The 17,587-nt window shown below is 40.0% G+C and carries 18 protein-coding genes and 1 riboswitch; of the genes, 2 read left to right on the forward strand and 16 right to left on the reverse strand.

Annotated features, from left to right (window positions below; translation table 11 throughout):
• The 10 genes from prsW to AB1K80_RS12955 form a co-directional block, all read right to left on the reverse strand.
• The coding region (gene prsW, locus AB1K80_RS12910) for a glutamic-type intramembrane protease PrsW (protein ID WP_412857045.1) at positions 1 to 446 on the reverse strand (446 nt) is incomplete at its 3' end.
• A gap of 149 nt (positions 447 to 595) precedes the next feature.
• Positions 596 to 1,567, reverse strand: a complete 972-nt coding sequence (locus tag AB1K80_RS12915) for a YpdA family putative bacillithiol disulfide reductase (RefSeq protein ID WP_412857046.1) — start codon at positions 1,565 to 1,567, stop codon at positions 596 to 598.
• Between the two features lie 125 nt (positions 1,568 to 1,692).
• Complete coding sequence (locus tag AB1K80_RS12920) at positions 1,693 to 2,967, reverse strand: Glu/Leu/Phe/Val family dehydrogenase (protein WP_412857047.1); 1,275 nt, start codon at positions 2,965 to 2,967, stop codon at positions 1,693 to 1,695.
• 184 nt (positions 2,968 to 3,151) lie between these two features.
• On the reverse strand, positions 3,152 to 3,727 hold the full coding sequence (locus AB1K80_RS12925; protein ID WP_412857048.1) for a genetic competence negative regulator: 576 nt from the start codon (positions 3,725 to 3,727) through the stop codon (positions 3,152 to 3,154).
• A 164-nt stretch (positions 3,728 to 3,891) separates the two neighbouring features.
• Positions 3,892 to 4,680, reverse strand: coding sequence for a metallophosphoesterase (locus AB1K80_RS12930; RefSeq protein ID WP_412857049.1), 789 nt, complete (start codon positions 4,678 to 4,680; stop codon positions 3,892 to 3,894).
• 83 nt (positions 4,681 to 4,763) lie between these two features.
• Positions 4,764 to 5,216 carry a DUF2663 family protein gene (locus tag AB1K80_RS12935; RefSeq protein ID WP_412857051.1) on the reverse strand — a complete coding sequence of 151 codons (453 nt, stop codon included), beginning with the start codon at positions 5,214 to 5,216 and terminating at the stop codon, positions 4,764 to 4,766.
• 62 nt (positions 5,217 to 5,278) lie between these two features.
• Positions 5,279 to 6,034: a LysM peptidoglycan-binding domain-containing protein gene (locus AB1K80_RS12940; RefSeq protein WP_412857052.1), complete on the reverse strand. Its 756-nt coding sequence runs from the start codon at positions 6,032 to 6,034 to the stop codon at positions 5,279 to 5,281.
• Positions 5,988 to 6,620 (reverse strand): CPBP family intramembrane glutamic endopeptidase, encoded by a 633-nt coding sequence (locus AB1K80_RS12945; protein WP_412857054.1) that lies wholly within the window; start codon positions 6,618 to 6,620, stop codon positions 5,988 to 5,990. The genes AB1K80_RS12940 and AB1K80_RS12945 overlap by 47 nt, the downstream gene beginning before the upstream one ends.
• Positions 6,617 to 8,125 (reverse strand): RecQ family ATP-dependent DNA helicase, encoded by a 1,509-nt coding sequence (locus tag AB1K80_RS12950; RefSeq protein WP_412857056.1) that lies wholly within the window; start codon positions 8,123 to 8,125, stop codon positions 6,617 to 6,619. The genes AB1K80_RS12945 and AB1K80_RS12950 overlap by 4 nt, the downstream gene beginning before the upstream one ends.
• Positions 8,118 to 9,167 carry a helix-turn-helix domain-containing protein gene (locus tag AB1K80_RS12955; protein ID WP_412857058.1) on the reverse strand — a complete coding sequence of 350 codons (1,050 nt, stop codon included), beginning with the start codon at positions 9,165 to 9,167 and terminating at the stop codon, positions 8,118 to 8,120. Before AB1K80_RS12955 ends, AB1K80_RS12950 begins: the two co-directional genes overlap by 8 nt.
• Positions 9,168 to 9,437: 270 nt before the next feature.
• Between AB1K80_RS12955 and AB1K80_RS12960 the strand changes: the two genes are divergently transcribed.
• The gene (locus AB1K80_RS12960; protein WP_008361239.1) at positions 9,438 to 9,686 is read left to right on the forward strand and encodes a ferredoxin; all 249 of its coding nucleotides are present in this window, start codon (positions 9,438 to 9,440) and stop codon (positions 9,684 to 9,686) included.
• A gap of 34 nt (positions 9,687 to 9,720) precedes the next feature.
• On the opposite strand, the gene AB1K80_RS12965 is transcribed toward AB1K80_RS12960, so the two are convergent.
• Complete coding sequence (locus AB1K80_RS12965; RefSeq protein WP_412857060.1) at positions 9,721 to 10,302, reverse strand: ECF transporter S component; 582 nt, start codon at positions 10,300 to 10,302, stop codon at positions 9,721 to 9,723.
• A gap of 150 nt (positions 10,303 to 10,452) precedes the next feature.
• Positions 10,453 to 10,583: riboswitch (FMN riboswitch) on the reverse strand.
• Positions 10,584 to 10,868: 285 nt separating this feature from the next.
• Between AB1K80_RS12965 and serA the strand changes: the two genes are divergently transcribed.
• Positions 10,869 to 12,443 carry a phosphoglycerate dehydrogenase gene (gene serA, locus AB1K80_RS12970; RefSeq protein WP_412857062.1) on the forward strand — a complete coding sequence of 525 codons (1,575 nt, stop codon included), beginning with the start codon at positions 10,869 to 10,871 and terminating at the stop codon, positions 12,441 to 12,443.
• 32 nt (positions 12,444 to 12,475) lie between these two features.
• Here the strand turns inward: serA and AB1K80_RS12975 are convergent, their stop codons facing one another.
• The 5 genes from AB1K80_RS12975 to AB1K80_RS12995 all read right to left on the reverse strand — a co-directional run bounded on the left by AB1K80_RS12975 (position 12,476) and on the right by AB1K80_RS12995 (position 17,540).
• Positions 12,476 to 13,123, reverse strand: a complete 648-nt coding sequence (locus AB1K80_RS12975; protein ID WP_412857063.1) for a peptidoglycan DD-metalloendopeptidase family protein — start codon at positions 13,121 to 13,123, stop codon at positions 12,476 to 12,478.
• Between the two features lie 99 nt (positions 13,124 to 13,222).
• Entirely contained in the window at positions 13,223 to 14,326 is a 1,104-nt protein-coding gene (locus tag AB1K80_RS12980) for a sigma X negative regulator (protein ID WP_412857065.1), read from the reverse strand.
• A complete protein-coding gene (gene sigX / locus AB1K80_RS12985; protein WP_412857066.1) occupies positions 14,238 to 14,846 on the reverse strand; it encodes an RNA polymerase sigma factor SigX in 609 nt (202 codons plus the stop codon). The genes AB1K80_RS12980 and sigX overlap by 89 nt, the downstream gene beginning before the upstream one ends.
• Positions 14,847 to 15,039: 193 nt before the next feature.
• Complete coding sequence (locus AB1K80_RS12990; RefSeq protein ID WP_412857067.1) at positions 15,040 to 16,821, reverse strand: ATP-binding protein; 1,782 nt, start codon at positions 16,819 to 16,821, stop codon at positions 15,040 to 15,042.
• Positions 16,821 to 17,540, reverse strand: a complete 720-nt coding sequence (locus AB1K80_RS12995) for a response regulator transcription factor (protein ID WP_412857069.1) — start codon at positions 17,538 to 17,540, stop codon at positions 16,821 to 16,823. The genes AB1K80_RS12990 and AB1K80_RS12995 overlap by 1 nt, the downstream gene beginning before the upstream one ends.
• Between the last annotated feature and the right edge of the window lie 47 nt (positions 17,541 to 17,587).

Genomic DNA, 17,587 nt, shown 5'->3' on the forward strand with positions numbered 1-17,587 from the left:
ATATAAAACCCCATCACAACACCGAAAAGAGCGTGACTTGATACTGGTAATAAAGCGCGTGTGAAGGCATATTCTACACCATGACCGACTAAATAAAGAATATTTTCAAGTGTCGCAAAGCCGAGCGAGACACTTGTACCATATACAATACCGTCATAATGCTCATCAAACTGTGCATGGGCATAGACACTAACCATTAAAATAAACCATTTCAATGATTCTTCTAAAAAACCCGATGTGACAAATGAAATGAGTATTGGGCTTGTAGCTATATTTTCCTCTTCAAGGACATATTGAATAAACATGGTTGGAAAAACAAGGATGACACCTAGCATAAAAGATCTGATGACCATATGAATCGGCTCATTGTCGTACTGATCTTTTAAATAAAAATAACATAAAAGTGCAATGCCAGGAGCTAAACCTGCCGAGATAATTGCGATCATGATCAGACCTCTTTCCTTACACTATCCTTTATTATGGTACCATGATTTACTAGTTTTTTATATGACTCCAGCCCACTTTTCTCAAAATATCTTTCTATATAATCCCATAAAAAAAGAACTGAACCCTTGAATAGGATTCAGTTCTTTTTTTACTTGCTTATTCTATTGTGAATCTCGTTCGCAATCATCTCTCCATGAAATCTCCCGTTTTCGATGAAGATTTCATTGGCATTATTTCCGGCTGCTATGACGCCTGCAATGAAGATGCCTTCAACATTTGTTTCCATTGTCTGTTCATGAAATGTAGGGCGTCCTGATTGTTGGTCAATGGTTACACCCATTTTCTCAAGGAATGAATGATCAGGGTGATAACCAGTCATTGCAAAAACATAATCACTTTTCACACGGTCTAATTCACCTTTTTCGTTTGTAAAAACAACCTCTTGTGATGTGATTTCTTCGATATGTGCACCGAACTCCATACGGATTGTTTCATTCCGAACAAGGGCTTCAAACTCTGGCAAAATCCAAGGTTTAATACTAGAAGAATACTCAGTTCCTCTGTACAAAACAGTCACCCGGCTCCCGCATTTCACAAGTTCTAGTGCGGCATCGACACTCGAATTTTTACCGCCAATGACTGTCACGTCTTTATCAAAGTACGGGTGTCCTTCTTTAAAATAATGATACACGTGAGGAAGGTCTTCCCCTTTGACATTCATATAGTTCGGATGATCATAATAACCAGTCGCAATGACTACATAATCACATGCATATTCATCTTTCGACGTACTGACTGTAAATTGTCCGTCTGCTTTCGTCACCGTATGTACTTTTTCAAAGGCATTCACTCGTATGTTTTTTCGTCTAACAACCTCTCTATAATAAGAAAGCGCCTGTATGCGGACTGGCTTTCGGTTTTCAGTAATAAAAGCGACATCACCTATTTCTAGCTTTTCACTTGTACTGAAAAAAGTTTGATGTGTAGGGTAGTGATAAATACTGTTGACTACATTTCCTTTTTCAATGACAAGTGCATCGATACCGATATTTTTGAAGGCAATGGCTGCTGATAGTCCACATGGCCCGCCTCCTATAATAATTGCTTTTTCTTGTTTCATTTGTTCCACTCCTGTCGTTTCCTGCAAATCACTATGTACTTACTTGGTTTCGCTTCTGCGCCATTTCATAAAAAAATCTCCTATTTAAGCATAGGAGATTTTGGGTTATGATGCAAATAAGCCGCTTAAATCCAGCCTCTGAATCGAGAAGCTTCAGCCATCTTACGTACACCCACCATATATGCAGCAAGACGCATGTCGATGCGGCGATTTTGTGCCATTTCATAAATATTGTTAAATGACTTCACCATCATATTTTCTAAACGGGTTTCTACTTCTTCTTCTGTCCAGTAGAACCCTTGATTATTTTGAACCCATTCAAAGTAAGAAACCGTTACACCACCCGCACTTGCAAGTACGTCTGGCACAAGCAATATCCCGCGATCTGTCAGAATTTGAGTTCCTTCCAGCGTCGTCGGACCATTGGCTGCTTCTACAACAATTTTTGCTTTAATATTTGCCGCATTTTCTTCTGTAATTTGGTTTTCTATTGCTGCTGGTACGAGAATATCACATTCAAGTTCGAGCAGTTCTTTGTTTGTAATTGTATCATTAAATAACTTCGTCACTGTTCCGAAGCTGTCACGTCGGTCAAGCAAGTAGTCAATGTCTAGACCATCTTCATCATACAAACCGCCGTAAGCATCAGAAATTCCGACAATTTTCGCTCCTGCGTCATACATGAATTTAGCCAAGTAACTACCGGCATTCCCGAATCCCTGCACGACAACACGTGCCCCTTTGATGTCAATTCCTTTTTTCTTTGCCGCTTCTTTGATACAGATCGTCACACCTTTTGCTGTTGCAGTGTCACGTCCATGAGACCCTCCAAGAACAATTGGTTTTCCTGTGATAAATCCTGGCGAGTTAAACTCATCAATTCTAGAATATTCATCCATCATCCAAGCCATAATTTGCGAGTTTGTAAAGACATCAGGTGCTGGAACATCTTTTGTTGGCCCAACAATTTGACTGATGGCACGTACATATCCTCGGCTCAGTGTTTCAAGCTCTCTGAATGACATTTCTCTTGGATCACAGATAATACCGCCTTTTCCTCCGCCATAAGGAAGATCCACAATACCACATTTTAAACTCATCCAAATTGAAAGCGCCTTCACTTCTTTTTCAGTTACGTTCGGATGGAATCGAATTCCGCCTTTAGTTGGTCCAACAGCATCATTATGCTGTGCGCGATAACCAGTAAACACTTTCACCGTTCCATCGTCCATACGTACTGGAATTTTAACCGTTAATAGACGAATTGGTTCCTTTAACAGTTCATACACTTCTTGAGGATAACCCAATTTGTCAAGCGCTTTATGAATGACGGTTTGAGTTGACTTTAAAACATCTAGCTTATCTTCTGCGTTATGAGCGGCGTTTTGATCGGCTGCCATTAGAATAAACCCCCTAGAAATCTTTCATGATCTACTGCTCCCTTTCAAGCATTAGTATACACCTTCGTACTGGTAAAGCAAAGGTAAAAAACGTTTTTTATCAAAATAAAAAAGTCGCGTTTATCCATATAAAAAAATACTGTTGTTTTATCACAACAGCATTCATGAAATCAGGGAAAAATGGTTAAAAATAGCATTGAATCGTTTTCACTGCTTCGTCTTTTATAATGATTTTTCCATATTCGTTTAATCGGTGAATGGTAATGGTTGTCGGAGAACCATACTCCGCCAAGATCGAAATCACTGTATCAGGCGATAAATCTTCGACATCATCTAAGCTGAGAAAATATTGATTTTCATAATGGTAAACTGTACCCCCTAAAAGTCCAATACGACTTAAACTATGGGACAGTTGTATCACATCTTCAAACGAGGCAAATTGATAAAGCACATGTTTACTCTCGTCGAGCTTGACCTGCATCTCAATGTAATCTTCATCAAACTCATCATCATCGTCTTGCTGACTCTTTGTGACAATGACGACCATCCCCTGCGCCTGAAGAGAAAATACTTCAACAGCAATCGGTCCATTTGCTTCAAAACCGAGCTCCTGATTCGCTTCGTTCATCATGTCTTTAAATAGCTGATGAACTTTGAACGAATCTTTCCAAAGGTCTTCTTTCGTAAGACCTCGGTCTGTCAGATCATCTAGTGTGAGAAAAATTTTGATTTTATTATAATTCAGACGCTCTAGTCGCATAACGTTCCCTCCTGCCTCTTCTAACACACATCATACTGTAGTATATGAGATGATGAGTCATAGGTTCTTAATTTTGTATTCAGTTTACACTGTGTCATGACGGAAGACAAGCAGGAAGAGATGCTGAGAGACACTTTTATGGAAAATATTGAGGGAGAACGGTTTTAATGAGTTTTTAGGGGCATTAAATAGATCAAATGTGTTTCTGGTTCTGCTCCAAGACGCATTGGAATCTTCGTTGTTCCATACCCATTGCTAATGAGATAGTAAGCACCTTTGATAAGACCTGTTCCCCCTTTTTCATAAGGACCAAATTTCCCAATGCGGATTTGTCCGCCATGGGTATGACCACTAAGCACGAGATCAATGCCTTCTTCCTCACTCATTATGTGGTGAACATCTGGATTGTGTGATAAAAGAATATTCACTTCTTCTTTGATAAATTCAGGTCGAATGGCTTCATAATCTGCCTTTTCAAGCCTAATATCATCGATCCCACCAATTTTTATTGGCTGTCCTTCAAAATGCCATACTGTTGTTTCATTTTGCAAAGCCCGTACATCATAAGCATGGAGCAAATCTTTTAGTTTTTGCTGGTGCAATTCATGGTCATTATTTCCCCATACAAAGAAAACAGGAGCAATGGCTGTTAAACGTTTTAAGTTTTCTTCAATTCTTGCATAAGGAACACCTTTTTCCGCTAAATCTCCACCGATCATAATCACATCAGGCTTTTCCTGTTTCACTTGAGCTAATAACGTGTCACTAATGAGGCGGCGGTGTGTATCAGATATAAAGAATATCACCGCAGGTCTGTGAGATTGAAGTGCATCTATTGTAAAGTAATGCTTTTTGATATTATTTTGTTTTGCCGTTTTGACCATTTTTGCCGTTACACACACACCTGTTGTAACAGCCGTAATGGCTGCTAAGATTCCAATCGCATTTTTCATGAAGTATATCTCCCTTACATCTCTTTTTGATAAGACGGTTGAAAGAAAAAAGACGTTTCATCTATTAAACGTCTTTTGCACATTTATTTACTTTCATAATAGAGATTGATGTCATACTGCTCTTGCATATAGCGAAAGACAGCCTCTCGTTCTTTCCACTGAGTGGATTGCGGCCATAAATCAGTGCTTTTTTGTATAATCTCACATCTGAGCTTATGATATTCATCCTCGGCTTTTTCTTCTTTTTTCTTATAATAATAAGAGGCGTAAAAAGCAAACACTTCTGCCATGATCCAAAATAGAAACACTTCATGACCGAGAAGTGTTGTGATCATTCCTTCTGGATGCAACGATCCTCCCTGATTGGCGGTGACCACAAAATAAATAAGAAGTATCGCAAGTGAAAGAAGGGCTGTCCATTGCCACCTTTTGCACTGTTTTTCAAACGTTTGATATTTGTGTTTTCTTTTGATTAACGTTTCGATCATTTTTTGTGTAGGCTGATCCATATAGCGGCTAATTGCGTGTAATGTCATCACATACACCCTGTCCTTTTTCTACATATGTATGTCATGCTCCTACAAAACATGTCACGCAATTAGTTGTCTAATGGGATATTCAATACTTGTCCACTGTACACACTGTTTCCTTTTAATTGGTTATACGCTCTGATCTTTTCTTCACCTGAACGGTCTTGATAATATTTCATGGAAATGCGATAAAGCGTTTCCTCTGGGCCAACAGTGTGCTGCACTACACGAACTGGCTTTTTCTCCTTCTTTTGTTTCTTTTCTGCTTCTTGTTGTTTTTTCTGCTCCTGCTGCTTTTGCATCGCTAAACGCTGTTCTTCACGTTTCTTAGCGGCTGCTTCTCTCTCACGTTTTTCCTTTTCTTTGGCCGCTTGTTCCTTTTTCTTTTGTTCCGCTTTTTCTTTTGCCTGCTGCTTTTTTAATTCTTCTTCCTGCTTTTTCTTCTCTTCATCTGACGTAGCAGGATGAGCAGCGTTTGCATCACGATCTGTTTCGTCAACCGCTGACTGGACTGGATCTGTGTCAGCGCTTGACGTGTGATCGATGTATACACCTTGGTTGTTATTTTGTTTTATTTCATTTGATGTATAGTACACCAATAGGAAGAAGACACCAATGACAATGACAGGAAAAATAATAGCTAATGTTGTAAACAGCGGATTACGTACCTTCTTTGTACGCTGCTTTTTATATTCATGAAAATCTTCTCGCGTAGGAAAGTGAGAGTCATCTGAAGGCTTCATTTCTTCTTCAATATGTCCCTCTACATCGTCATGGTTATTTGTCTGTTGCCTTTTTCTCTTCATTCTCGACATTTCTTCCATGGTCATCCCTCCCCCTGTATTTCAAACGAATTTGACATGCAAAGACTAAGTCAATGACAAAATGAGTCATGATTGGTACAAATAAATTTCCAGTCCACTCGTATAAAAGTCCTAAAAAAATACTAATAGAAACCACAAGGATAAACAAGAGTATTTTTGATAAATAACGAAAGTGAAGGAGTGCAAACACAATACTGGCAATCTCCAGACCAAATTGTTGCTGAAGAATACCGCGAAATAAAATTTCTTCTGAAAAAGCAATGAGCAGTGCTAACACCACAATATGCGGTATGCTGCGATTTCTGAACATTTTCTCGTTTAAGCCACCATCATCATACATATGCGCGGGAAATACCTTCATCACCACCGCATCTACAATGATGACAAGTAAAGCACCGCCAATTCCATATGTGAGAATCCGTACATCGCGAATGTCCCAAAGCGCAGTAAAATCAGTCAATTGATCGAATACGAAAATCCCTAATAATAAGGACACAATGCACATGAGCAACTGTGTAAAATAAAGTTGCTCCACAATTTGCCTGTCCGTTAATTTTTGAATGATTTGACGATGTTGTTTAATCAATCCTGTGCCTCTTTTGAGAGATGAAAGACACGATCGAGCACTGTTTTCCAGTGTTTCATTTCATTCAACTCCAATGGTTGGTCTTTTTTTTCAAAACCTGATAGGTCAAGGCCACAAATAGAGCAACAATTTTCCGATAGCCCGCTCGCCGCCTCGTCAAGCTGTTCAGAAAAATATGAGAGCAAAGATTGTCTAAAACATTGACGGGCGATCAATCGCTCTTTAAATTGCCACACTTTTCTTAGTTTTTCTGTTTGTCTATCTTTCAGTTTTTGCTTCAAATGCTCCATCATAATATCGGGTTGTTCATCTTGGTACTTCATATAGTAATGTGTTAGCATTCTCGCACGCGTTTCTTGAAGGCCCGCTTCCATTAGGCGTTCTCGCCATTTTTTTTCGTCGGATGTAGGTGTTTGTTTTAATTGGTCTAGGAAAAAGGAGATTTCTGGATCGGCGAAACCTTCTGCTTGAATTAAATGACTTTGAATCTCCGCATCTTCCTCTGTATACAAAAGAACACTCACGCTAGATTCGCCATCCCTTCCCGCTCTCCCAATCTCCTGCATAAACGCTTCAATGGATTGAGGCGGGCTCATATGAACCACAAAGCGTATATCTGCCTTGTCAATTCCCATGCCAAAAGCACTGGTACAACAAATCAGATCGATTTGTCCTTTGATAAATTGTTGCTGGATCAGGATGCGATCTCCTGGTTCCATCCCGCCATGATAGAACGCAACCCTTTCACGTGTTTTTTGCTTCACGAGCAAAGCGATGTCTTCTGTCATTTGCCGAGTCGGACAATAAATCAGGCCGGGACCTTGAAGGTGATCGACTAGCTGAATGGCACGTTTTTCTTTTGCTTCTTTTGTTTCATGTACTTCTTTCACAAGTGCAATGTTAGGCCGATTCACTGAATGAATATGAAAATCGGGATGCTGTAAATGCAACGTATTGACAGTATCCGTTAGGGTTTGCTTCGTCGCAGTCGCTGTTAATGCCAATGCCACAGGATGCCCTAACTCCTCTCTCCACTTCCCTAACTTGGAGTATTCTGGACGAAAATCGTGCCCCCATTCAGAAATACAATGGGCTTCATCCACTACAAAAAGACCGATATGCATCGACTTTAATTTTTCTAAAAGGATGTCTGACAGGAGTGCCTCTGGGGCAACAAACAAAAATTTATATGATGACAGATGGCGAATGATTTGCTGTCTTTCTCCAAAAGATAAGGTACTATTTAGCGCGGCAACACGCTTTTCTCCCCTCATTTTCATTCGTTCCACCTGGTCTTCCATTAATGATAATAGTGGTGAAATAATGAGAACCAATCCTTCCATCATATAGCCTGGAAGTTGGTAGCAAAGTGACTTTCCCCCGCCAGTAGGCAGCATAGCGACTGTGTCTTTTTGCTGAAGGACACTTTGGATAATCTCCTCTTGCCCTTCTTTGAATTTCTCATAGCCAAAGTATTGTTTGAGTGTTTGATGAAGCTTATCCATTCGTTTTCACCATCCTTGTCAGCGCCAGTCGTATTTGAAAATAACTGAATGGCTGATCAAGCTTTTCTTTAATCAGCCTCATTTTGTTCGTCTGAAGCTGATTTGCGACATCTTGGATGGCCTTTTGTTCATCTAAGTTGACATAAGGTTCTATTGAAAAGCTCGGCTCATGAAGAGACAGTTCCACAATGTGGTCCTCAATCGTCGCTGTTTTCAACGAACGAATTTGTGCAATTTGCACAATGCTAAAACCTTTTTTTACAAGCTCAAGCGTTTTATGTGTGGAGTTCGTTAAAACACGTTTACTTTCAAGGTCGGCTAACATCTCTTTTATAATCGGTGCCTCACCTTTTTGGGCAGATTGAATAAAATAATGCAGCACATTCCAAAAAAGCAAGTAAACATACCACACATCTTCTTTTATCCATTCAGCCATTTGCTGGTATGTAAACCCAATTCGTTCATTTGATGTCAATGAATAGACAAATATTAGCGCTTCTTCATCGCTCAAGTATGCAAGCAGCCTTTCAAGTTCTTGATGCAAATCGTCCATTAACTGTTTTTTATGATGCTGTTTGAAAAAAGATTTTGTCCAGTTTTGAACCGAAATATCTCTTTGAATTGGCACATATCGATGATCGCCTGCCGCATAATGTGAGAGCACTTGAACGAGCAAGGACAACCTGAGCCATAGCAACTTGGCTTGATCATGAAACTGTGCACCATGAAAATAACGTGGCATCGGTTTTTTAGAAACATGGTCCATGAACAGACTTGTTCCTACTTTTGTGACGCGATACGTGTCGTCTAATTTTCGGATGTATTGCTGATCCTCAAGCTTCCGCATCGTACGATGAAGCTGATCTCGAGTCAATTGAGGTACAGAGCCGAAATATCTGGAAAGTTGAAATAAGCTAGCATCCTGAATGGTTTGTGATGATTTTTTCCCTTTAAAAAGATGGTAGACAGCACTGATGGAGCGTTCTCCGTTCAATTTATGTAAGCTATCCATTAACATGACATCCAAGTAATGAATCGTCATTCACCAAAGCACCTGTCTTCCTGACAAAATTCGAATGTTTTCTCCCTTTATTTTAACAGATTTCAAAGAAGAAGAAATGTTTAAACTCATTTTATGAGGGAAAGTTATGAACAAACCCTTATGTGATAAGCATTCTCAATCACTTTACAGTTGAAATGTGAATTTAAAATCATTACAATAAGGTTTGAGGAAATTGGTTTTTTATCGGTGAAACTAAAAATAGGTTAAACCATTTGTTCCATCGAACAATCTGGGAGGTATTTTTTTAACATGGCAAAATATACAATTGTAGACAAAGACACATGTATTGCTTGCGGCGCATGCGGTGCAGCTGCTCCAGACATTTATGATTATGATGATGAAGGCATTGCATTTGTTACGCTTGATGACAACCAAGGGACTGTAGAAGTTCCAGAAGTACTTGAAGAAGATATGCTTGATGCATTTGAAGGATGCCCAACTGACTCCATTAAAGTTGCGGACGAATCTTTCGATGGTGACCCACTTAAGCATGAATAGGACAAAAGCCCCTTTCAAAGGGGCTTTTTTTATATTAACTATTTTGTAATCGTCGTTTATTTTCAAACCATGGACGCATTTTCACAAAAATGAAGCTAAATACGATGGTAATAATGATTCCTTTAATAAAGTTAAATGGTAGGATCGCTGCTGTAATGGTCGTTTTTAGCGCTTGATCTGAAAGTTCAGGTGCATTTAAAAACCATGTATAAGCAGGAAGGAACAAGAAATAATTTAAAATACTCATCATGACTGTCATGAGCAATGTTCCCATGATCATAGACCATGCCATCCCTTTTGCTGACTTAATTTTTTTGAACATAAAGGCAACCGGTAGGATAAATAGTGTACCTGCAATAAAATTTGCGACTTGCCCTACAGGAACGCCCGACATACTGCCTTGCATGAGGTAGTGCAATACATTTTTTAATGCTTCAACTGCAATACCTGCTCCCGGTCCATATAGTAAAATCGCAATAATCGCCGGAATATCGCTAAAATCAATTTTTAAATACGCTGGAAGTCCTGGAAAAGGGAAATCCAATAAAATCAACACAAATGAAATACTACTTAGCATACTTGTGACAACTAAACGCTTTACTCTACTTTGATTCAAATTTCTCTCTCCTTTTCGATCAAATCTTTCGAAAAGAGGATTGTTCAATTTTCCGCCATAAAAAAAACCGCTCATATACAGACATAGGAGCGGGAAATTTAGGCTAGTCAAATAAACGTGTCAACAACCTTGTTTTCAACGTTTATGAACCTCCATCTTCTCCCATCCAGACTATACTGTCGGCTTCGGAATCACACCGAATCCTGCCAAAAAGGCTCGCGGGCTTAGAGACTATGCTCATCACCGCCGGTAGGGAATTGCACCCTGCCCCGAAGATTGATCATTATTCAATTCGACATCATTATATCTAATATATGTGCATTTGTACAGATAAAAACCTGAGCGAATTCCTCCGTTTTAAAAAATCGTAAAAAACGTAAAATTCATAATGACAAAACCGTAAAAATTGGGTATCTTTTGTTTAAAGGTGTTCATTCTTCATCAGGACATCAAGAAATGTTCGTGTTTCCTTTTTCACTTTACTGCTTTAATTTGATTGACACAATGAATTAGAATATGGTAAATTATCAGATATTTATGACGTTTATTTAGGGGGAAATCTTACGATGTTTCGAGTATTAGTCTCAGATAAAATGAGCAACGAGGGTCTGTTACCACTGTTAGAATCTGATTTTATTGAAATTGTCCAAAAAAATGTCACTGAAGCTGAAGATGAGCTACACACGTTTGATGCGTTACTTGTCAGAAGTGCAACAAAGGTCACAAAAGAACTATATGAAAAAATGACTTCATTAAAGATTGTTGGTCGTGCCGGTGTCGGGGTAGATAATATTGATATTGATGAAGCAACAAAACATGGCGTTATTGTCATCAACGCACCAAATGGTAACACAATTTCAACAGCTGAGCATACGTTTGCCATGATCTCATCGCTCATGCGTCATATTCCACAAGCCAATATTTCTGTGAAGTCAAAAGAATGGAACAGAGGCGCATTTGTCGGAGCTGAGCTTTACGGAAAATCACTCGGAATTGTTGGACTAGGCAGAATCGGTAGTGAGATTGCCCAACGCGCAAGAGCTTTTGGCATGACGGTGAACGTATTTGATCCGTTTCTCACAAAAGAGCGTGCTGAAAAAATCGGTGTGAATGCAAAATCACTTGATGAAGTACTTGAAGTATCAGATATTATTACGGTACATACACCATTAACAAAAGAAACGAGAGGCCTTCTAAATAAAGAAACGATTGCAAAGACGAAAAAAGGCGTCCGCCTTATTAACTGTGCCCGCGGTGGCATTATTGACGAGCATGCACTTTATGAAGCACTAGAAAGTGGTCATGTCGCAGGAGCGGCACTTGACGTATTTGAGGTCGAGCCACCTACAGATAACCCGCTTGTGGATCATCCGCTCGTCATTGCCACTCCGCATCTTGGTGCATCAACAAAAGAAGCGCAATTAAATGTGGCTGCACAGGTATCTGAAGAAGTACTACAATTTGCAAAAGGGCTTCCTGTCATGTCATCTATTAATCTACCAGCGATGACAAAAGACGAATTTAAAAAGATCCAGCCTTATCACCAATTTGCCGGAAAACTCGGACGTCTAGTTTCACAATCAATGAGAGAACCTGTCAAGGAAGTAGGAATCTCATATGAAGGCTCCATTTCAAAACTCGAAACATCATTTATTACAAAAAGTCTATTATCTGGCTTCTTAAAAGAACGTGTTGACTCTACTGTGAATGAAGTAAATGCTGGTATGGTAGCAAAAGAACGCGGAATTAGTTTCAGTGAGAAAATTTCTTCTAGCGAATCCGGTTACGAGAACAGCATTGCGATCGAAGTCAAAGGCGATCTTTCAACCTTTACGCTAAAAGCGACGTATATTCCGCATTTAGGAGAGCGTGTCGTCTCTATTAATGGATTTAATATTGATTTTTATCCTGATGGACATCTTGTCTATATTCAGCATACAGATGCACCTGGCGTGATCGGTCAGGTTGGAAAAATTCTTGGAGACCATGATGTGAATATTGCTACAATGCAAGTGGGACGTAAAGAAAAAGGCGGCGAAGCCATCATGATGCTTTCTTTCGATAAGCATCTTGAGGATGAAATTGTTCAAAAGTTAACTGAAGTTCGTGACATTCTTTCTGTCCGTTTAATTGATTTATAAAATCTGTGTAGACCTCATGCAAAGCATGAGGTCTATTTTGTTGAAACCATTAAACGATCGCCCGTTCGAATGAGATGAGTTGTAAGCTCATTCACTTTCTTTAATTGCTCGACAGTCATACGATGTGCTTTTGCAATTGACCAAAGTGTATCCCCTTGTTTGATCACATATGTATGTTGTTCGTGTTGTCCATTTACATGTAGTGCTGGCTCATTGAAACGATCTAGCGCGATAATGGTCAGTGGATCTACGGCATCTTCTTTTTCAATCGACCAATGGCCTCGATGCACTTCAAAGTGCAAGTGAGTCCCTCTAGAAGCGCCTGTATTACCAATGATGCCTATTGGTTGTCCAGCGTCTACATGATCACCAGTGGACACAAAGCGTTGTTTTAAATGGGCATAGACCGTTTCGTACCCATTAGGATGCTGAATAAACACCACTTCTCCATATGTATCTGATACATATGACCGACTAACCATCCCTTCACTCGCAGCAAAAATAGATTCTCCTTCAGGCGCAGCAATGTCCAATCCCTTATGTGAGCCTCCTCTTGTACCAAACAAATCGGTGACTTCCCCTTTGACCGGCTCTATCCATTCGATTTTCTGTGCATGTGTCATTGGTGACAAGGAGAAAAGCAAAAAACAAGTGGCACTGATGAAACCAAACCTTTTCATTCGTGATTCCCCTTTTTGAGATTCTATTGATGACAGCTTAGTATACAGCAAGTACCCGCTTTTCTATACATCAAAAAAAGACGCCAAACTCTCGCGTCTTTACTGTTTATTGATGACCACTGGGTTTGGCAAAGCCGGTACCTCTAGTGAATTTTTTAATTCGTAAGGGCCTACTTGATCTATCCCAGCATTTTGAATCAAAACATCTGTATAACCAAAATCTTTCGCTGTGAGCAGCAGACCTTCAATCAGTTGAACATGATCAGTCGAGTCAGTTAATGGCGTGGCTGTCCCAAACGTGATGGTCACTTGCTTACCATTTGAAGTGACGTCTTCTATTCTTTCTTGATGAATCAATGGGTCAAGTCCTGTTTCACTCACTTGTTTCATTGCTTCAACTGCATCCTCATAGGTAGCATATTGTTTTTTTGAGGGCACTAAAAATGTCCCACTGTTGTTCTCTAGAGCGTAGTAGGCATGCTTTGTTTGCTTTGCGATTGGAATCGTTCCAACACTTCCTTGCGACCCTAATTGAAGCTTCGCACCATTGATTGATTTGACTTCAACTTTCTCATATTGACTCCATTTTAATGTTTCCTTGATCATATCTTTGAAGCGGTTAGCTTCTTTTAAGGTATCAATCGATAGATCACTCTTTAGTTGAATGACAAGTGTTTCTCCTTTTTCAGTCACATCCACCATCTCAATATAGGATTGAAGAGGTTTTGTCATGTCAGGTAACTGCAACTGTTCGTATGTGCGGAGAAGCGCCTGTACTTGAGTGTCTTGATTGTCTTTTTCAATACTAATGGGGACAACGTGAGATGTCGATTCATCTATGTAAGCAATCGTCATGAATTTTTGTTGATCAGCCGAAGAAACAACATGGAAAGATTCATCGGTTGTCTTTTTTACAGCCTCTACTGTTGCATTGACCTGAGCTTGATCAGCCCTTAACTCTATTTTTTTCGTATCATACGCAGCACGCTGAAATAATTGAGGAGAAATGATAAACGCCATAAATAACACAACAACGGTAGCAACCGCCGGGCCGATCCATTTCACCTGTTTCTTTTTCTTTGTGCTCGCTAGTAACATTTGCTGGTAGACCTGCTTAGATGAACGGTTGTCCTCCACCTTTGGAAGCTGACTTAGTAACACCTTGAGTCGTTCTTCGCTCCAATCGGACCTGTTCGTTTTCATTCACTCGCTCCTCCTTCAAAAGCTCCATCTGTTTTCGGAGCACTTTCAGGCCTCGGTGCTGAGTTGTTTTGACTTTGCTTTCCGAGAACTTTAGCGCCTTTGCCGTCTCCATGATTGAGTAGCCCTGGATAAATCTTAAAATGATGACAGCTCTTTGATCAATCGTACAATGATCGAGAGCAGCATAGATTTCCTGCACATTTTCACCTTGTACTGCCAGATCCTCTGGAAGTACAGCTGGATCTCTTACGTCCTGTTTATCCCAATCAAATGTGCCAAGCACCCGCTGCCTAATCGTTTGCTGTTTGCGAAACCAGTCAATTGCCACGTGCCTTGCAATCGAAAACAACCAAGTTTTCTGGCTGCTTCTTCCTTCAAAAGTTTTATATGAGTGAAGTACCCGAATGTAAACCTCCTGAACGAGATCCTCTGCCTGATTTTTATCTTTTACCATATAAAATAAAAACTGGTACAAATCTTGGTGGTACGAATCATATATTTTTTGAAAGGTTTCATGCATAGGAAACCCCTCCGTTCACTTATTTTTGTCGAGTGACTCTTACAAAACGTTACATTACAACTTTATGACAAATATATTACAAGATCGACAAGTTGGAAAGGGTTTTTAGTTTAACTTCTCCTTAAAAATAGAAAAACACTTCTTTTTCTTTCGAAAAGAAGTGTTTCTCATGTAACAAGATTGTTCGTCATGATTAGACGCGTTCCTGCTTTTTTCTTGGAATGTAAAAAGTAAAATGTGTACCGGTTCCCGTCTTACTATGCGCGTGAATTGATCCTTGATGCGCTTCTATGATGTTTTTCACAATCGCAAGACCAAGCCCAGTACCAGAACGTCCTCTCGTCCTCGCTTTGTCCGCTTTATAAAAACGCTCAAAAATAAATGGCAGATCTTCTTCAGGGATACCACTTCCAGAATCCTTCACATCCATCTTAAGACCGTTTTCGATGGATTGAACCGAAAAGTGAACGTCCCCGCCTGAAGGTGTATGTCTAATGGCATTATCAATAAGGTTGGTAAACACCTGCTCCATTTTATCTGGATCGAACACAAAGTATGGTTCTTCTACCTCGATGTGATACGTCAGGTTGATTTGTTTTTCTTTCGCAATCCCAAGAAACTTGCGGTAGATTTTTTCAATCAGCTCTTCTGTATCTGTCGATTCAAGATTCAGCGTAATATGTCCCGCTTCCATCCTCGCTAAATCCAGTAGATCATTGACAAGTCGTCCCATTCGCAACGATTCGTCATAGATAATTTGGGCAATCTCTTTCTTTTCCTCTTCTGATCCGGCAATGTCATCAACGATCGCCTCACTATATCCTTGAAGCATCGCAATAGGTGTACGGAGTTCATGGCTCACATTGGCAATAAAGTCTTTTCTCAGTTTATCAAGTCTGCGTTCTTCCGTCATATCACGAAGAACCGCAACTGCGCCCCTGACATCTTGCTGATTATATAGCGGAGACATGAGAAGTACCCAAGTCCGCCCTTGTAAGGTGACTTCAATCATTTGTTCCTTTTCCGTACTCACTGCTGTGTGAAAGAGTTTCCTTGCATCTGGCGGCAGTTCATCTCCATCTTTGATCTTCATATTTTGCTCATAATACCATGCCTGCAAGAATCGTTCCGCCGGAGGGTTCGTCATGAGAATGGTTCCATCAATATTAATGGTGATGACACCGTCTGCCATACTACTTAGAATGTTGGATAAATGCTCTTTTTCTTGATTCAGTGCTGTAATATGAAAAGTCAGCTGCTTGCCCATTTGATTAAAGGCAATCGCCAATTCCCCGATTTCATCCTGCGTTAAAATAGGAATCTTCGTATCGAATTTCCCCTTCGCGAGATCCTGTGCCCCCTCTTTCATCTTTCGCAGAGGATACGTCACTCGTGTCGATAAGAAAAAAGCAAAGACTGTTGTCAGGACAATCGCGATTCCGGCCGCAAGGAAAATGTAGCGAGTTGTATGCTTCGTTGTCTGCTCTACAGCAAGTAGTGACTGCGAAAGAAAGACCATGCCTTTCTTTCCGTTCGCTTCATAAGGAACACCGACAACGATTCGTTCATCACCTTTATTATCTGTTTGCGGTTTGGCACGTTTACTAACTTTTTCTCGCTGTTTCAGCGCTTGATGAAGGTCTTCGTCCGCTTCAATTTGTTCCTTCGTGATGGAAGAGAGCTTACCGCCTTTTTGAGACGTATACCATTCTGATCCGTCTTCATCAATGATCGCAATACTCGTCAATTGATCGGCAAGCTCTGATGTAATCGATCTCGCAAGTGATGGATCTTCATGACCTTCTAAAATAACCGCCACTTTGTTTGCCATCAAGGTTAAGTCAGACGTAGCTTCCTCTACATGATAATTCTCGATAAATTCTAAAAGAAGCACGGTTAAAATAGACAAAACAATGAGGACGAGGAAAAGAATGGTTAACCATAGTTTTCCTACGACACTTTTCCAAAGTTTCATTAAGTGCCGACCTCAAATTTGTAACCGACACCCCATACTGTCACGATTTTTTTCGCAGCTTCTGGTGACACTTTGTTCAATTTTTCCCTCAGTCTTTTCACATGAGTATCTACCGTTCTGAGATCGCCAAAGAATTCGTATTGCCAAACTTCTTTTAATAGCTTCTCTCTGTCGTATACTTTATCAGGCGTTTTGGCTAAGAAGTATAAAAGCTCATATTCTTTAGGCGTCAAACTGACTTCCTTACCATCAGCGGTGACTCTATGTGCATCGTGATCAATGGATAGATGAGAAAACACAAGGACATCCTTTGTCGTTGTACCCGTATTCAGATAAGACGTTTGAGACGACCTTCTGAGTAACGCCTTCACACGCAAGACAACCTCACGAGGACTAAAAGGTTTCACGATGTAATCATCGGTACCTGCCTCGAATCCTTGTACACGGTTCGCTTCTTCGCCTTTTGCCGTCAGCATAATGATAGGCGTTGCCTTTTTATCACGAATTTGTTTACACACTTCAATTCCGTCTGTGCCAGGCATCATTAAATCCAGCAAAATGAGGTCGTAATCCGTTTGAAGCCCTTTTTGAATTGCCTCATCGCCATTTTCTGCTTCATCGATTTCATAGTTTTCACGCTCTAAATACATTTTTAAAAGACGGCGAATTCTTGCCTCATCATCTACGACTAAAATTTTCGTTTGAATTGTGTGTTCCATTTGACAATCCTCCTGCTTTCTCCGTTGTTACATTCATTTTAACAAAA

Source organism: Bacillus sp. 179-C3.3 HS (assembly GCF_047229225.1).
Lineage (GTDB): Bacteria > Bacillota > Bacilli > Bacillales > Bacillaceae > Bacillus.